The following is a 16,769-nucleotide window of genomic DNA, read 5'->3' on the forward strand; positions in this document are numbered from 1 at the left end:
TGGGTAGCTCCGTTAGCGGTTGCTGGACATGAATTGTTTGCAGCGCGCCGAAAGCGGGTTTTCAAACACCTGCTGTGGCGATCCTTGCTCTTCTACCAAGCCCTGGTGAAGGAACACCACTTCGCTGGAGACCTGACGGGCAAAGCCCATTTCATGGGTCACGAGCAGCATGGTGCGGCCTTCTTCGGCCAGTGCGCGGATGACATTAAGTACTTCCTGGACCATTTCCGGGTCAAGCGCCGAGGTGGGCTCGTCGAACAGGATGACCTTGGGCTGCATGGCCAGGGTGCGGGCGATGGCTGCCCTCTGTTGCTGACCGCCGGACAACTGCGCCGGGTAGGCATGGCGCTTGTCGGCGATGCCGACCTTGGCCAGCAGGGCTTCGGCGACTTCGATGGCTTCGGCCTTGCTCTGGCCGAGCACGCGGCGCGGGGCTTCGATGATGTTGTCGAGCACGCTCATGTGCGGCCACAGATTAAAGTTTTGAAACACAAAACCGATTTCGCTGCGCAGGCGATTGATCTGCTTGCCGTCGGCGGCAACCAGTTCACCGTTCTTCGCGGCCTTGAGCTTGAGTTCTTCGCCGGCGACCAGGATCTGGCCCTGGTGCGGATTTTCCAGCAGGTTGATGCAGCGCAGGAACGTGGACTTGCCGGAGCCGGAAGAACCCAGGATCGAGATCACGTCGCCGTCGCGGGCGGTCAGCGAGATGCCTTTGAGCACCTCCAGCGAACCGTAGCGTTTGTGCAAGTTGCGGATTTCAAGCGCGGGCGTGGCCTCAGCCATGTGCGTTCCTCATATATGTTGCGCTCCTGCTGTTGGTGGCCTTCCTGGCGAGGCGGCCAACCTAGCATAGCGTTTCAATGGCAGCCAACAGCGCTACGGACGGTAAACGGCTGGCGTGGGGCAGGTTGTCGCATCGGCGCAGCAGACTGTCGCCCCATCAACAACCGAACAGCCGTTTGAACCTTGCCTGTCGATAAAAAGCGAGGTGGCTGTCGCAAAAAAAGGCGCGATGTTGCCAGCTTTGACAGGGTGTTGGAAGCGCTATCCGGCCAAATGCACCGGTTGTGCACTTTTAATGTGCGCAGAGCCATTTTCAGGTGTGTTTCCGGTGCGCGGATTTGCCCCGCAAAGTGGGTCACAGGGTAACGTTCTGGCAAAGTGCCATTAAATTCAATGGGTTGCGATGACCGTCCAGTCAAAGCGAGATCGCCGGGGTAGAGGGTTCTGAAATATTTTGGCGCAATTATTGCGTGCAGAATCCAGAACGCCCCGTTGGCTTCTTTTTACGAGAAGGATCGCCGAACGGGATGCACGCATTCGCTTCTCCTTACAAAGGTAGTTTCAATGAGCAGTACCCAAAGCTCTAATGGCCTCGAACAGGGGCTCAAACCGCGTCACGTGACAATGCTGTCGATTGCCGGGGTTATCGGCGCCGGCTTGTTCGTTGGCTCGGGTCACGCCATCGCCGCTGCAGGTCCGGCTGTTCTGTTGGCTTACGCCGCCGCCGGCATGTTGGTGGTGTTGGTCATGCGCATGCTCGGCGAAATGGCCGTTGCCTCGCCGGACACCGGTTCGTTTTCGACTTACGCCGACCGCGCGATCGGTCACTGGGCCGGTTTCACCATCGGCTGGCTGTACTGGTGGTTCTGGGTGCTGGTGATTCCACTGGAAGCCAACGCCGCCGCGACCATCCTGCATGCCTGGTTCCCTGGCGTGGACATCTGGGCCTTCGCTCTGGTCATCACGATGCTGCTGACCGTGACCAACCTGTTCAGCGTAAAAAACTACGGTGAATTCGAGTTCTGGTTTGCCCTGATCAAAGTGTTGGCCATCATCGGTTTCATTGTTCTGGGCCTCATGGCGATCTTCGGCTTCCTGCCAGGCAGCCAGGTCAGCGGCGTTTCACACCTGTTCGATACCCAGGGCTTCCTGCCAAACGGCATGGGCGCGGTGCTGGGTGCCATTCTGACCACCATGTTTTCCTTCATGGGTACCGAGATCGTGACCATCGCGGCCGCGGAATCGAAAGACCCGGGCAAGCAAATCTCCAAGGCCACCAACTCGGTGATCTGGCGGATCGGTTTGTTCTACCTCGTATCGATCTTCATCGTCGTGGCCCTGGTGCCTTGGAACGACCCGGTACTGGCGAGCCTGGGTTCCTACCAGACAGTGCTTGAGCGCATGGGCATCCCGAACGCCAAGATGATCGTCGACATCGTGGTGTTGGTCGCCGTGACAAGCTGCCTGAACTCGGCGCTCTACACGTCGTCGCGGATGTTGTTCTCCCTGGGCAAGCGCGGCGATGCGCCGGCGATGTCCACCCGCACCAACAAAAGCGGTACGCCGTACTGGGCGGTGATGCTGTCCACCGGCGCTGCGTTCCTGGCAACGTTCGCGAACTACGTGGCTCCGGCTGCCGTGTTCGAATTCCTGCTGGCCAGCTCCGGCGCCATCGCATTGCTGGTGTACCTGGTGATTGCGATCTCGCAACTGCGCATGCGTAAGCAGCGTATTGCGCGCGGGGAAAAAATCGCCTTCAGCATGTGGCTGTTCCCGGGCCTGACCTACGCGGTGATCGTATTCATCGTTGCGGCCCTGACCATCATGCTGTTCCAGGATGCCCATCGTGTGGAAATCCTCGCGACCGGCTTGCTCAGTGCCTTGGTAGTAGCGGCCGGCTTGCTGGTGGCGCGCCGCCGTAAACTGGAAAAACGTGGCGCTGTGGTGCTGAACTGATCCATACCGCGTAACGCAAAACGGCCGCTGTCTGCGATGACAAGCGGCCGTTTTTGTTTGAGTCGTAAGCCTTACTCGGCTTTTTCTTCCGACACTTCCTGCGACTCGCGGTAGACATCCAGCGCAGCGCCGAAGTCAGCAATGAACTGCGGCTCGCTCAGCCATGCCTGGGCGGCGTCGCGGTCCATGCCGTCGGCCCACATGCGATAGTCGATCAGCATGTCGGCGGCCAGGTGAGTAGCGGCCATGCCTTCGTCGTCGGCGTTTTCCATGTCCAGCAGTTCTGGATGGTCGATGATGATAAAGGCGAGGTTCGTCAGCAACACCGAGAGCATTTCGCTGCGGCTGACGGCTTCCGCGTCACGCATTTTGCTGAACATCGCCAGGGTGTATTCCGGGATCGGCTCGGCGAGGTGGCCGAGTTCATCATCGTCCAGTGCGGCGGGTTTTCTGCCGTGGATATTGATCTGCTTGGCTTTGGCTTTTGCGCGCTTGGCGCGTTTCTGTTGCTTGTTCAGGGAGGCCATGGGAACTCAGTTCGGTTTCTGTTGGGTTTGCGCGGCAATGGCGTCGGACGCCGCCACGTAGTCAGCCTGGAAGGCCGGTGATTCGATCCACGCCAGGGCGCCGGCCTCGTCGGTTTCGGTAGACCACTGGCGGTATTCGATCAAGGCGGCAAGGATGAAGTCCATCGCGCCTTCTTCGCCTTCCTGCTCGTATACCAGTTCCAGCAAAGGGTCTTCGAGGAAGGCCGTGCACATGGCTTGCTGGCTGATCTTTTCGGCGTCGATCATTTTCTTGAACAGTTCGGTCAGGTCCACCGACTCGAAGTCGATGCGATCGTCGTTCGGGTCCAGTTCCACCGGCGCGGCAGCCCGCTGGGTGCGGTTCTGCTTGGCTTTGGCCTTGGCGCGGGAGGCGCGTTTTTGCTGCTTGTTGGCGGAAGCCATGGGCGTCGTTCCGTATTCGTTGAAAGGGCAAAAGGCCTAGTTGCGTGGCACTCGCCGCCCGGGGGTATCGGGGGCCAGTTCGCCGTTTTGCAGCCAGGCCAATGCAATGGGCCATAGTGTGGCTTGGTATGCGCTGCGAAAAAAGGCGAAATGTCCGACTTCTTCTTCACCGATGTCTTCGGGATGGATGCGCAAGTGAGCGTTTGTGCTGCCGGTGAAGTAGCCGAGCAGGCGTTCGATGGCCGGGACCGTGCCGTAGGGATCGTCGCTGATGCTGATGGCCAGGGTTTGCGCGGTGACACCGGCAAAGGGCAACTGCCCGGCGGTTTTGCTGATCGCGCGACCGCTGGAGCGTTTTTCGTAACGGGCAGTGGAGAGGCTCCAGTCACGGACCACGCCGGCGGGTGTGTCTTCCAGCCATCCGAGGCGTTTGCCCGGAAAGTAGCCGTAGATCATCGTCACCAGTGGCATCAGCACATGCCACTTGGCGAACATGCGCCAGCGATGGGCAGGTGCATAGTCGCGCCAGTAGGCGAATTGCGCACCGACCGTCACCAGACGCCGAATCAGGTGCCCGGACGCCCCCAGGCCTGCTGCACAGCCACCAAAACTGTGGGCGACCACATCGATAGGATGCCCAGGGAACTCACGCTGTGCACGCTTGAGCATCGCCTCGAAATCCAGTGCTCCCCAATCGGTCCATGAAGCCTTGAGACCTTTGAGCGATGCCGGCCGCGACTCGCCGATCCCGCGGTAGTCATAGGTGATGACATCGAAGCCATGGTCGAACAGATAGTCGGCGAAGCGCGAGTAATGGCGACAACGAACCGAGGTGGCGGCATTGATGATAACGACCGGACGAGCGGCGTCCAGGGAAGGGTGCCGCCAGGTGAAACCACCGAGGACAAAGCCGTCTGCAGCGGTTTCCTTGAACGGTTCGCCGGACGCAACGCGTTGCAATGGCAACTCGATTTGAGTTGGGACGAGTGAAGGCGTTTCCTGCAAATTCATCGGCGTCGGACCTTTGCGGGTAGCTGCCAACAATAGTCTTGATGCCGTTGATGAACAATCCATTGGCCTCAGCGCAGTGGTTGATCAAGCAGTCGCTCTTCAAGTGCCATCCGATCCAGTGCATTACGGAATTCTTCTTCACTCGGCAGGACAAGCTTGTACTTGCTGGCGAGCAGTTGCTCGTTTCCTTCCTGCACTGAGTAACGCACCACGGATTCATCCTTTTGCGTACAGAGAATGATGCCTACGGTGGGGCTGTCTTGCGCGCTGCGTTTCAGGTCGTCGTACATACTTACGTACATCTCCATCTGCCCCACATCCTGATGGGTCAGTTCACTGCGCTTGATATCGAAGATGACGAAGCACTTGAGCAAGTAGTTGTAGAACACCAGATCGATGTAGAAGTCTTTGCAGTCGGTACTGAGGCGTTGCTGGCGGGCAATGAACGCGAAGCCCCTGCCCAACTCCAGCAAGAAGCCTTGTAGTTGGTCGATCAACGCTTGTTCGATCTCGCTTTCCTGAAGCTTGCCGGCATTGGGTAAACCTAGAAACTCCAGCACTACCGAATCGCGGATGAAATCCCGAGGGCTGGCCTTCATGTTTTGAATGTTGGTGGCGGCCTCCTGCTTGAGGCTGCCGCGATCGCGACTCGCCAGCAGGCGTTCGTAATACAGTGTGTTGATCTGGCGTTCCAGGGCGCGGCTTGACCAGTTTTGGGTGGCTGATTCGTTCATGTACCAGAGACGAGCACTGTCGTTCTCAACCCGAAGCAGGCGACGGTAGTGGGTCCAGCTCAATTCGTGACGCAGTGCGTCACGAATTGGAAAGGCTTGATAGAACAGACGCATATACCGAAGGTTGGAAGCGTCAAATCCCTTTCCGAATTCCGCAGTCAGCACTTTGGCCAAAGTCGACAGTAACTCTTTGCCATACCTCGCCCGTCGCGCGCCGTTCTGTTCGAACTCAACGATGTGTCGGCCAATCTGCCAACAGGTTTGCACCTGAACGGTATCGACCGCCCGCAGCACCTTCTGGCGTGCCTGATGGATCAGTTTGCCAAGGTTTCCAAGTAGTGAAGCCAGATAGGGGTCGTGAGCGTCATTGGGTGTGAGGGCCGTCATGAGGTCTTCCGCAGCAGGTTGAACAGCGAAAGAGAATGACAAGTGAGCACCCTTCTAAGCTGCCGGGAGTTACTGAAAAGCAGGCAGGAAATACCGGGTTCACTGGCAGGACGTGTCGGAGGGCAGGCGAGGGTCGAGGAACAAATGGCGTAGTACGTTTCGTACTCAGGCCGGCTATGGATTAAACGCGATGCGCGCTATGCGTCGCTGTCGAAGTCCACGGCCTTCATCGGCTGGAAAGGCGACAAAACCAGTGCCCGTTTGTAGGGCAACCACGCCTCACCCTCGAAGACGACGCTGACCACAAGATCAGCGGCTATACCACCTTCGACCTGCTGGGCAGCCGCGACACCGAATTCGGCACCTTCAGCGGCGGTATCCAGAACCTGCTGGACAAGGAATACAGCACGGTCTGGGGGCAACGCGCGACGCTGTTCTACTCGCCGACTTATGGGCCGGCGTACTTGTACGATTACCAGGGACGTGGCCGGACTTACACCTTGAGTTGGTCGATGGCGTACTGAGGGGCTTGCTGCTTGAAACGACAAAACCCGCGAACTCTGTTCAAAGAGCGCGGGTTTTTTGCCTGTAACAACGACTCCTAAGTCGGCAAGCAGCAGTTTTTCAATGACTGCTTGCGTCATGCAATGCGCCAGGTTTTTCGGTTTGCCAAAGCACAATGGATGAGTCGATGAACAATCACCTGGGGAGGATGAATCAGCGGATGCTGCGGATATTGCCTTTGTTGCCTTTTACCGTGACGGATACTTTCTTGAAGATGAAGTAGTTTTCTTCGCTCACTTCATAGCGAGGCGCGACGATCAGGTCGGCACCGCTAGCTTTTACCGCTTTGTAGGCCGCTGCTGATTTGACTGCACTGACGGGATCCAGGCCAAGGCTGCTCAAGCCGCCGCTCTGGCCGCCATAGCTGACGCCGTCTGCAAACTGCGAGTCGCCACCAAACTTGAGGAAGCCAAACAGGACGTTCACCGAAGACTGGCCGGAAATGGCGTCGCCTACAGCGATGTCCGCTTTGAGGTCTGCCTTGACGGTGCTGTCGATTGGCGACGACGGCTGGCTGTTGTTATAGCTGACGCAGCCGCTGGCTGTCGCAATGATTGTCGACAGAGTGAGGAGCTTCAAAAGGTTGTTCAAGAGTTGTTTCCTTACGATGAAACGTGAATGCATGCAGGCGGATTTGCTGCGGCAGTAGTTTCACTATGTAAGCGTGTGCGCTCTATGAGAGGCCTCCTAAAGCGGTGTCTGAACGGTGGGCGCGACTTGAGGGAAGGGATGCTTGAGAGGTGTAGGACTTTTCGGTGACGGTGGGTTTGTTAAATCGCAGGCATAAAAAACCCTGAATCCTGCGATTCAGGGTTTTCTTTGTGCAAGGCAAATCCCCGGCCAGAAACTTGCCATGTGAAGCTGGAGTAAACCGAAAAAGAACCGGAAAGCACTGGGGTTAAAGTATGAAATCCACCGTCGTCACATTGCTGATACCGACTATCTGGATGGCGAACTCGGCGGTGCTGTCCGCATCGGTGTTGCCATAAAGCACTCCCCCTGCAACTTTCAACTGCCCGGCCGCACTGAAGGCAGCGGTACTGCCGATGACCGAGTTAAAGGCTTCATTGGTGGCCGTCGCCGTGTTGGCATCGAGCGTCGACAGATCAATCTTGTCGGCTCCCCGGGTGAAGTCGGTGATGATGTCCCAGGTGGCGCTGGTCAGCCCCGTTTCAGCGAGGGCGTTGAAATCGAAGATGTCGTTGCCGGCACCGCCGGTGAGAACATCCTTGCCCGTACCGCCGATCATGATGTCGCTCCCGCCCCCACCGTTGAGCGTGTTGGCGGCGGCGTTGCCCGTGAGCCTGTCGTTGTAGTTGGAGCCGGTGAGGTTTTCGATGGCGACCAGGGTGTCGGCGCCTGATCCACCGGTTGCCTGGGCTGTAGTCACGGCCAGGTTGGCGGTGACGGCGCTGTCGGCATAGGCGTAGGAGGCCGTGTCGACGCCGGTGCTGCCATTGAGCACGTTGTTGCCGGCCCCGGCATAAAGGGTGTTGTTGAGGCTATTGCCCGCCAGGCTGGCGACTCCGGTGGCGAGGAGTCGACCACTCTCGACATTGGTGCCGAGGGTGTAGGCGCTGAGCAAGCTGAAGACCGTGTCGCTGCCGCCAATGCTGGCCGTCGCATTGGTTTCAACCACGACGTCACTAGCGTTGTCGACGTAGTAGATGTCGGAGCCATCACCGCCCGTCATCCGGTCGAGGCCTGCGCCGCCATCCAAAACGTCATTGCCCGCCCCACCGTCGAGCGTATCGTTACCGACGCCTCCGTTGAGCGTGTTGGCGGCGGCGTTGCCCGTGAGCTTGTCGTTGTAGTTCGAGCCGGTGATGTTCTCGAAATTCAACAGGGTGTCTGTGCCAGAACCACCGGTGGCTTGCGCGGTGGTCAGCGCCAGGTTGACCGTGACTGCAGCAGTGGCAAAGGCATAGGACAAGGTATCGGCCCCGATGCCGCCATCGAGGACGTTGTTGCCGGTCCCGGTATAGAGGGTGTTGTTGAGGCTGTTGCCCGTGAGGGCGGCGACCCCGGTGGCGAGGATGCTACCGTTCTCGACATTGGCGCCGAGGGTGTAGGCGCTGAGGTAGCTGTAGACCGTGTCGCTGCCGCCGGTGCTGGCCGTCGCATTGGTTTCAATCACGACATCGCCCGCGTTGTCGACGTGATAGGCGTCAGACCCATCACCGCCGGTCATCCGGTCGAGGCCTGTGCCACCATTGAGCACGTCATTGCCCGCACCGCCGGCGAGCGTATCGTTACCGGCGCCACCGGTCAGCAGGTTGGCGGCGGCGTTACCCGTGAGCGTGTCGTTGTAGTTGGAGCCGGTGAGGTTTTCGATGGCGATCAGGGTGTCGGCGCCTGAGCTGCCGGTGGCCTGGGCGGTGGTCACGGCCAGGCTGACGGTGACGGCGCTGGTGGCATAAAGATAGGAGGCAGAGTCGATGCCGGTGCTGCCATTGAGGACATTGTTGCCGACCCCGGCATAGAGGGTGTTGTTGAGGCTGTTGCCTGTCAGGGCGGCGACCCCGGTCGAGAGGGCGCGACCATTCTCGACATTGGCGCCGAGGGTGTAGGCGCTGAGAAAGCTGTAGACCGTGTCGCTGCCGCCGGTGCTGACCGTGGCATTGGTTTCGGTAACGACATCGCCAATGTTATCGACGTAGTAGGTGTCGTTGCCGAGTCCGCCGATCAGGGTGTCCGCACCCGCCCCGCCGTTGAGGAAATTGGCCGCATTATCGCCGGTCAGAACATCGCCAAAGCGACTGCCGACGATGTTCTCGATAGTGAACAGATGGTCGGCAAAGTCTGCGATGGCTTCTTCCACGGAGAAGATGAAATCCCCGTTGCTGGTGACCAGAACGTTTGCCTGGCTGTCGAGCACGGCAATGGCACCTGTTGCATACCCAAGGCCACTGGTCAGGTTCACAACCACACCAGATTGGGCGTTGGCATAACTGACGCTATCGCGGCCAGTGCCGCCGTCGAGGGTTTCGCCTTGGTAGTACCAGGCATCGAAGCCGCCAGGGTTGCCAAATTCATCGGTGTAATGCCCGGCACTCGACCAGGTCATCGCCGCCGAATACCCCCCTTCGGCCATCAGGGTATCGTCGCCGCCTTCTCCCAGGACAAGATCGAAGCCGACATTGCCGTCCAGGGTATTGGCTTGCGCGTTACCCGTCAGGGTGTCGTTGAACTGACTTCCAATCACCGACTCGATGCTTTCCAGGGTGTCCACGCCGGAGCCGACTGTGACTTGTGGTCCGCTGATGCCCAAGTCGATGGAGACAGCGCCTGCATAGCGGTATGAAGCGGTATCGACGCCTGCGCCACCGTCGAGAAGATTTTCGCCGCTACCTGCGTAGAGTATGTTGTTGAGAGCGTTGCCGGCCAGATTGGAGCTCCCGGTCGAGAGAATGCGGCCATTCTCGATATTCGCGCCGAGCGTGTAGTTGGCGAGGGAACTGACGACCAGATCAACGCCGCCCGTGCTGGTTTCGCTGACCACATCGCCGGGATTGTCGACGTAATAGGTGTCGGCCCCATCGCCACCCTGCATGAGGTCGGCCCCCGTGCCTCCGTCCAATACATCGTCGCCACCGTAGCCCGCCAGGGTATTGGCGCCGCTGTTGCCGGTCAGCCGATTATTCAGGTTGTTACCAAAGCCATTGATATTTTCGCTGCCTGTCAGTTCCAGGTTTTCCAGGGTGCTGCCCAGGATATAGCTGTCCAGGCTGGACTTGACCAGATCGCTACCGCCACTGTCCTGCACTATTTGATCTACGTGGTAGTTGTAGAAAAAGCTTTCAGTGATGCTCTGCTCGGAGGCTACTCCCCCCACATCTGCAAAGGAAAACCACTGGGTGACAAAGCTGCCGCCAGCGGTGTAGTAACTGCCTTGGCCCCAATACAGTCCGGATGACTCGGCAAAGAAGATGGCGTCGATTTGCAGCTGATCGGTTCCAGGCCAGTGGTTGAACATGGCGTAGGTGGGGCTCGTGAAACCGGAAATCCCGGATACAGTGGTGAAGTCAGACTTCAGCTCGGCGATCTTGTCGAGAACATAGGTGTCATTCCCGCTGCCGCCGTCCAGCGTGTCCAGGCCCGCACCACCGTCGAGAATGTCATCTCCCGCCAAGCCAGTAATGCTGTCGGGCTCACTTGTCCCGAATAGTTCATCACTGCTTGTTGTGCCTGTTATCACGGCCATGTCTGATTTCCTTGATTCAGGGCGGCGAGTGGAAAACCACGCAACCGCGTCATTTTGTTGTCATCGATGACTGGCGGGGTGAAACCGCCGGGCATCCTGTTGGCAACCTTCAACTTCCTGGCCGCGCAGATAGTGGGATTCATTGTAAGTAGCCATTTGCCATTGCGCCTGCCCGGTCGTCGCCTCGCACGGGATGTGTGCCGGGTTCCCGGGGAGGGGTGCCAGAAATGAGCCAGATGACTTTCGTCCAACCCTGCAGTCGCAAGAAAAACAAAAGGCTGCCCAAGGCAGCCTTTTGTCATGCCAGTACGATCACCCTCTATCAGGCAATCAGGTCGGCCGTTTGCAAGTTGCTTACCCCCAGCAACTGAATTTCGAACTCCGCGGCGGTGTCGGCGTCGGTGCTGCCGTAGAGAATGCCGCCGGCGAACCGTACCTGCCCTGTGGCGTTGCTGCTGAATGCGCTGGAGCCAATGAAGCTGAACGCATCGTTGGCCGCCGTCGCCAGGTTGGCGTCCAGGGTCGACAGGTCGATCTTGTCGCCTTCGCTGGTCTTGAAGTCGCCAATGACATCGCGCAGGGCGGCGCCCAGGCCCATTTCATTCAAGGCATTGAAGTCGAATTTGTCGGCCCCGGCACCACCATAAAGTTTGTCCAGGCCCGTGCCACCGATCAGGAGGTCGTTGCCGGCGCCACCGATGAGCGTGTCGTTACCGGCACCGCCAGAGAGGGTGTTGGCAAGCGCGTTACCGGTCAGGTTGTCGTGATAGGCGCTGCCCGTGAGGTTTTCGAAGTTCAGCAGGGTGTCTGAACCGGAACCACCGGTGGCTTGCGCAGTGGTCAGTGCCAGGTTGGCCGTGACCGCTGCCGTGGCATAGGCATAGGACGCGGTATCGATACCGGCGCCGCCATTGAGGATGTTGTTGCCGGCTCCGGCATCGATGACGTTGTTGAGGCTGTTACCGGTGCCGTTGGCAGCGCCGGTCGACAGCAGGCGCAGGTTCTCGACATTGTCACCCAGGGTGTAGGCGCCCAGGAAGCTGTAGACGGTATCGGTGCCGCCGGTGCTGGCAACAGCATTGGTTTCACTGACGACATCGCCGGCATTGTCGACGTAGTAGAGGTCGGAGCCATCGCCGCCGATCAGGCGGTCGGCACCGGCGGCGCCGTTGAGTTGGTCGTTGCCCAGGCCACCGCTGAGGGTGTTGGCAAGCGCATTGCCGGTCAGCTTGTCGTGATAGGCGCTGCCCGTGAGGTTCTCGAAGTTCAACAGGGTGTCTGAACCGGAACCACCGGTAACTTGCGCGGTGGTCAGCGTCAGGTTGGCGGTGACTGCCGCCGTGGCATAGGCATAGGACGCGGTATCGATACCGGCACCGCCATTGAGGATGTTGTTGCCGGCCCCGGCATCGATGACATTGTTGAGGCTGTTGCCGGTGCCGTTGGCAGCGCCGGTCGACAGCAGGCGCAGGTTCTCGACGTTGTCAGTCAGGGTGTAGGCACTGATGGAGCTATAAACGGTGTCGATGCCACCGGTGGCGGTGACAGCATTGGTCTCGCTGACGATATCGCCGGCATTGTCGACGTAGTAGAGGTCGGAGCCATCGCCGCCGATCAGGCGGTCGGCACCGGCGGCGCCGTTGAGTTGGTCACTGCCCAGGCCGCCGCTGAGGGTGTTGGCAAGCGCGTTACCGGTCAGCTTGTCGTGATAGTTGCTGCCCGTGAGGTTCTCGAAGTTCAACAGGGTGTCTGAACCGGAGCCACCGGTGGCTTGCGCAGTGGTCAGCGCCAGGTTGGCCGTGACCGCCGCCGTGGCATAGGCATAGGACGCGGTATCGATGCCGGTACCGCCATTGAGGATGTTGTTGCCGGCCGCTGCATCGATGACGTTATTGAGGCTGTTACCGGTGCCGTTGGCCGCGCCGGTCGACAGCAGGCGCAGGTTCTCGACGTTGTCACCCAAGGTGTAGGTGTCGAGGTAGCTATAGACGCTATCGGTGCCGCCAGTGCTTGCCGTGGCATTGGTCTCGCTGACGATATCGCCGACATTGTCGACGTAGTAGATGTCAGAACCATCGCCGCCAGTCATCCGGTCGGCACCACTGCCGCCATCGAGGGTGTCGTTGCCGGCACCGCCATTGAGGGTGTCGTTGTCTGCGCCGCCGTAAAGGATATTGGCCAGGGCATTGCCGGTTAGCGTATCGGATTCATCAGTACCGATGACGCCCTCGATAGACACGAAAGTATCGTAGCCTTGGGACGTATATTGCGAGCCGGTGTTGGACAGATCGACGGTGACACCAAAGTTGGAATAGGCATACGAAACAAAGTCGGTGCCCCCCGCGCCATTGAATATATTGTTGTACGAGTTGCCGACAAAGGTGTTGTTCAGTGCGTTACCTGTGCCGTTGATACTGCTATTGCCGGTCAGAATCAGGTTCTCCAGGTTGTCACCGAGCGTATAGCTGATTTCTGACTGAACAACGTCGGTACCCTGGTTGGCAAGTTCAACAAGCGTATCCAGTGCATCCACGATATAGGTGTCGTCGCCCAGGCCGCCCAAGAGCCTGTCGCTGCCCGCTGCGCCGTAGAGCACGTCATTTCCGGCATAACCATTGATGACGTCATTGCCGGATGAACCGTAGAGCGAGTCATTCCCGGCAGTTCCTTGCATGTTGTCATTGCCGGATGTGCCGCTGACGATGCTGAATTTGTAATAACCGGCTGCCCCTGTGTTACCTGGGGTGGTTTCCAGCCCGAGAATGGCGGATTCATTGCCCGATTGCGGCAGTTCATACCAGGAGGAGCCATCGCCAGTCGAGTAACCGGCACGGGCAATGGTTCCTCCCAGGCCATCGGTGCCGCCACTGGCGCTACCGGTCGTCCAGTTGACGGTTTCATATCTGAAGATGACATCGAAGTTGCCGTTGCCCTTTCCAACCAGCTGGAGTTGGAAGGCATTGAGCTTATCTACCTTGCTGTTGTAGTAACCGACGTCATCCCAGGTAACGGTCAGCGTGCCATTGCCAGCGGAATTGAAGTCGTAATAGACCAGGTTGCTGCCCGTCGATGTGCCGCCCGGCGTGGCACTGACCGCTCCACCACGGGTATCGACGTCGGCAAAAAAGGGAGCAATCATCGGCCTGCTGGAGTCTTGCATGCCGTAGGGGGTATAGGTGGACTGGCCGCCACCAAATGTAATGTTCCCGTTGTTGTTGACGGAAATATCGGTGTAGTTGGTGCCGAAGAAATTGAGTCCGGCAGCCCCGAAAACAGTGCTGATATCAATGTAAGAGGCGTAGCTGTCATCGTTTCGAGTCAGCTGATTCTCCCCGAAACCCGCTGCACCACCTAGACCGTTTATCAAACTAGCCATATCAACACCCCTGTCGTTTATTTAACTTGCTTGTCAGTTTGTTTTCGGGACAGCCATGAATCATCGGGTACGCAGCGTCAGGCCGATCAGGCAATCAGGTCGGCCGTTTGCAAGTTGCTTACCCCCAGCAACTGAATTTCGAACTCCGCGGCGGTGTCGGCGTCGGTGCTGCCGTAGAGAATGCCGCCGGCGAACCGTACCTGCCCTGTGGCGTTGCTGCTGAATGCGCTGGAGCCAATGAAGCTGAACGCATCGTTGGCCGCCGTCGCCAGGTTGGCGTCCAGGGTCGACAGGTCGATCTTGTCGCCTTCGCTGGTCTTGAAATCGCCAATGACATCGCGCAGGGCGGCGCCCAAGCCCATTTCATTCAAGGCATTGAAGTCGAATTTGTCGGCCCCGGCGCCACCATAAAGCTTGTCCAGGCCCGTGCCACCGATCAGGAGGTCGTTGCCGGCGCCACCGATGAGCGTGTCGTTACCGGCACCGCCAGAGAGGGTGTTGGCAAGCGCGTTACCGGTCAGGTTGTCGTGATAGGCGCTGCCCGTGAGGTTTTCGAAGTTCAGCAGGGTGTCTGAACCGGAACCACCGGTGGCTTGCGCGGTGGTCAGCGCCAGGTTGGCCGTGACCGCTGCCGTGGCATAGGCATAGGACGCGGTATCGATACCGGCGCCGCCATTGAGGATGTTGTTGCCGGCTCCGGCGTCGATGACGTTGTTGAGGCTGTTGCCGTTGCCGTTGGCAGCGCCGGTCGACAGCAGGCGCAGGTTCTCGACATTGTCACCCAGGGTGTAGGCGCCCAGGAAGCTGTAGACGGTATCGGTGCCGCCGGTGCTGGCAACAGCATTGGTTTCACTGACGACATCGCCGGCATTGTCGACGTAGTAGAGGTCGGAGCCATCGCCGCCGATCAGGCGGTCGGCACCGGCGGCGCCGTTGAGTTGGTCGTTGCCCAGGCCACCGCTGAGGGTGTTGGCAAGCGCATTGCCGGTCAGCTTGTCGTGATAGGCGCTGCCCGTGAGGTTCTCGAAGTTCAACAGGGTGTCTGAACCGGAACCACCGGTGGCTTGCGCGGTGGTCAGCGTCAGGTTGGCGGTGACTGCCGCCGTGGCATAGGCATAGGACGCGGTATCGATACCGGCGCCGCCATTGAGAATGTTGTTGCCGGCCCCGGCATCGATGACGTTGTTGAGGCTGTTGCCGGTACCGTTGGCCGCGCCGGTCGACAGCAGGCGCAGGTTCTCGACGTTGTCAGTCAGGGTGTAGGCACTGATGGAGCTATAAACGGTGTCGATGCCACCGGTGGCGGTGACAGCATTGGTCTCGCTGACGATATCGCCGGCATTGTCGACGTAGTAGAGGTCGGAGCCATCGCCGCCGATCAGGCGGTCGGCACCGGCAGCGCCGTTGAGCGAGTCATTGCCGACTCCGCCGTTCAGATGGTCGTTGGCGCGGCCACCTGTAAGCGTGTCGTTGCCCGCACCGCCGTCGATGATCACACTGCCGGCGCTGGACCAGGTCAGGGTGTTGGCCAACGCATCGCCTGTCAGGCTGGAAACCTTGTTGCCGTTCGCGTCAAAACGCTGGGTATAAACGTCAACTTGCCCATTGACCACAGAGGACTCCCAGGCAACCACGTAGCCGCCATCGGCCAATGTAGTCACCTGGGTGAACATTTGATTGCCGGTGGTGGTTGTGTTGATGCGGGTTTCGGTACCCACCTTGACGCCGCTGGCATTGAAGAGTTGGCAGAAGATGCCATTTGCATCGCCGGTGCCTTGGCCTGCCCAGGTCACCAGATAACCGCCATTCGTCAGGGCGGTGACGTTAGGCTCTTCCTGATTGCCTGCAGTGGTGGTGTTCACTCGGGTTTCTGCACCCACTTTTACGCCTGCGGCATTGAAAAGCTGCGCGTAGATGTCGGCAGGGGCATTGGTTTCGTCGTTGCCATCGCCATCGTCGGGAGCCGATTGCCAGGTGACGACATAGTTACCGCTACTCAGAACCTTGACGACGGGGTCTGTCTGATCGTCGGTCACCCTGGTATTGATGCGAATCTCTGCGCCCGATTTGCTGCCGTCGGCCTTGAACCGCTGACCAAAGATGCCGGATGTATCGCCTGTTCCGTTACCCTCCCAAACCACCATCATGCCGCCGTCGGCAAGGCCGGTGACAGTAGAGTCATCCTGCTCGGACAGAGTGGTGGTAGCGACGCGAGTCTCCACACCGACCTTCGTCCCACTGGCGTCATAGCGCTGCAGGTAACTGCCCCAGGCGCTGCCGTCCTGACCGTACGAAGCCCAGGACACCACAAAACCGCCGTCCTTGAGTGAGGTGATCTGCGCGCTGTCCTGCTCGCCGGTTCTGGTTGTGTTGACGATGAACTCGCCTCCAACCCTGACGCCATTGGCGTTGTAGATCTGGGCGGCGATGTCCGACATATCGTCGAAGGTATCCGATTGCCAGGCAACCACGTAGCCACCGTTGGCCAATGCGGTAATGGTGGGATCTTCCTGCTCGCTGTTCGTGACTGTATTGACGAGGGCCGGCCCGCCGACCTTCACCCCACTGGCGTTATAGCGCTGGGTGTAGATGTAGTCGGCAAAGCTTGTTCCCTGATCGCTCCACGCCACGATGTAACCACCATCTTTCAGGGCCGTGAGGGAGGGCTCGGAATGATAGCCAGTCGTGAGGTTGACGCGGATTTCGCCCAGGGTTGGCATTGCAAATTCCTTTTACGCAACGTGAAAACGGAAGTGACTGGCAGTTTACAGCGCAAAACGGTGGCGTCAAATTGCCATTAT

9 protein-coding genes and 4 pseudogenes are annotated in these 16,769 nt (G+C 59.0%); 2 read left to right on the forward strand and 11 right to left on the reverse strand.

Going from position 1 to position 16,769, the window contains the following annotated elements:
- Nucleotides 1-12 precede the first annotated feature (12 nt).
- Nucleotides 13-786 (reverse strand): ABC transporter ATP-binding protein, encoded by a 774-nt coding sequence (locus tag B0D71_RS23695; RefSeq protein ID WP_007972784.1) that lies wholly within the window; start codon nt 784-786, stop codon nt 13-15.
- 564 nt (nt 787-1,350) lie between these two features.
- Between B0D71_RS23695 and gabP the strand changes: the two genes are divergently transcribed.
- Entirely contained in the window at nt 1,351-2,742 is a 1,392-nt protein-coding gene (gene gabP, locus B0D71_RS23700; RefSeq protein WP_103396885.1) for a GABA permease, read from the forward strand.
- A 71-nt stretch (nt 2,743-2,813) separates the two neighbouring features.
- Here the strand turns inward: gabP and B0D71_RS23705 are convergent, their stop codons facing one another.
- From B0D71_RS23705 to B0D71_RS23720, 4 genes are all read right to left on the reverse strand, one after another.
- Nucleotides 2,814-3,269: a hypothetical protein gene (locus B0D71_RS23705; protein ID WP_103396886.1), complete on the reverse strand. Its 456-nt coding sequence runs from the start codon at nt 3,267-3,269 to the stop codon at nt 2,814-2,816.
- A 6-nt stretch (nt 3,270-3,275) separates the two neighbouring features.
- On the reverse strand, nt 3,276-3,692 hold the full coding sequence (locus B0D71_RS23710; RefSeq protein WP_008058485.1) for a hypothetical protein: 417 nt from the start codon (nt 3,690-3,692) through the stop codon (nt 3,276-3,278).
- A gap of 36 nt (nt 3,693-3,728) precedes the next feature.
- Nucleotides 3,729-4,703 (reverse strand): alpha/beta hydrolase family protein, encoded by a 975-nt coding sequence (locus tag B0D71_RS23715; RefSeq protein ID WP_103396887.1) that lies wholly within the window; start codon nt 4,701-4,703, stop codon nt 3,729-3,731.
- 68 nt (nt 4,704-4,771) lie between these two features.
- Nucleotides 4,772-5,824, reverse strand: a complete 1,053-nt coding sequence (locus B0D71_RS23720) for a PDDEXK nuclease domain-containing protein (protein WP_103396888.1) — start codon at nt 5,822-5,824, stop codon at nt 4,772-4,774.
- A gap of 177 nt (nt 5,825-6,001) precedes the next feature.
- Between B0D71_RS23720 and B0D71_RS23725 the strand changes: the two are divergent.
- Nucleotides 6,002-6,348, forward strand: a pseudogene (locus tag B0D71_RS23725) (TonB-dependent siderophore receptor); the annotation flags it as partial.
- A gap of 193 nt (nt 6,349-6,541) precedes the next feature.
- Here the strand turns inward: B0D71_RS23725 and B0D71_RS23730 are convergent.
- The 6 genes and pseudogenes from B0D71_RS23730 to B0D71_RS32575 all read right to left on the reverse strand — a co-directional run.
- Entirely contained in the window at nt 6,542-6,979 is a 438-nt protein-coding gene (locus B0D71_RS23730; RefSeq protein ID WP_103396889.1) for a hypothetical protein, read from the reverse strand.
- Nucleotides 6,980-7,286: 307 nt separating this feature from the next.
- Nucleotides 7,287-10,592 carry a calcium-binding protein gene (locus B0D71_RS23735; protein WP_103396890.1) on the reverse strand — a complete coding sequence of 1,102 codons (3,306 nt, stop codon included), beginning with the start codon at nt 10,590-10,592 and terminating at the stop codon, nt 7,287-7,289.
- Nucleotides 10,593-10,914: 322 nt separating this feature from the next.
- Entirely contained in the window at nt 10,915-13,125 is a 2,211-nt protein-coding gene (locus B0D71_RS32560; RefSeq protein ID WP_476705383.1) for a beta strand repeat-containing protein, read from the reverse strand.
- Nucleotides 13,126-13,143: 18 nt separating this feature from the next.
- A pseudogene (locus B0D71_RS32565) lies at nt 13,144-13,968 on the reverse strand (nidogen-like domain-containing protein); the annotation flags it as partial.
- 86 nt (nt 13,969-14,054) lie between these two features.
- Nucleotides 14,055-15,380: pseudogene (locus B0D71_RS32570) on the reverse strand (calcium-binding protein); the annotation flags it as partial.
- A 30-nt stretch (nt 15,381-15,410) separates the two neighbouring features.
- Nucleotides 15,411-16,688, reverse strand: a pseudogene (locus B0D71_RS32575) (hypothetical protein); the annotation flags it as partial.
- Between the last annotated feature and the right edge of the window lie 81 nt (nt 16,689-16,769).

This window comes from Pseudomonas laurylsulfativorans (assembly GCF_002906155.1).
GTDB lineage: Bacteria > Pseudomonadota > Gammaproteobacteria > Pseudomonadales > Pseudomonadaceae > Aquipseudomonas > Aquipseudomonas laurylsulfativorans.

What these genes read in the sequence shown, in the direction of transcription:
- B0D71_RS23695 (WP_007972784.1), bottom strand. Translation starts at nt 786, where the DNA reads ATGGCTGAGGCCACGCCCGCGCTTGAAATCCGCAACTTGCACAAACGC.
- gabP (WP_103396885.1), top strand. Translation starts at nt 1,351, where the DNA reads ATGAGCAGTACCCAAAGCTCTAATGGCCTCGAACAGGGGCTCAAACCG.
- B0D71_RS23705 (WP_103396886.1), bottom strand. Translation starts at nt 3,269, where the DNA reads ATGGCCTCCCTGAACAAGCAACAGAAACGCGCCAAGCGCGCAAAAGCC.
- B0D71_RS23710 (WP_008058485.1), bottom strand. Translation starts at nt 3,692, where the DNA reads ATGGCTTCCGCCAACAAGCAGCAAAAACGCGCCTCCCGCGCCAAGGCC.
- B0D71_RS23715 (WP_103396887.1), bottom strand. Translation starts at nt 4,703, where the DNA reads ATGAATTTGCAGGAAACGCCTTCACTCGTCCCAACTCAAATCGAGTTG.
- B0D71_RS23720 (WP_103396888.1), bottom strand. Translation starts at nt 5,824, where the DNA reads ATGACGGCCCTCACACCCAATGACGCTCACGACCCCTATCTGGCTTCA.
- B0D71_RS23735 (WP_103396890.1), bottom strand. Translation starts at nt 10,592, where the DNA reads ATGGCCGTGATAACAGGCACAACAAGCAGTGATGAACTATTCGGGACA.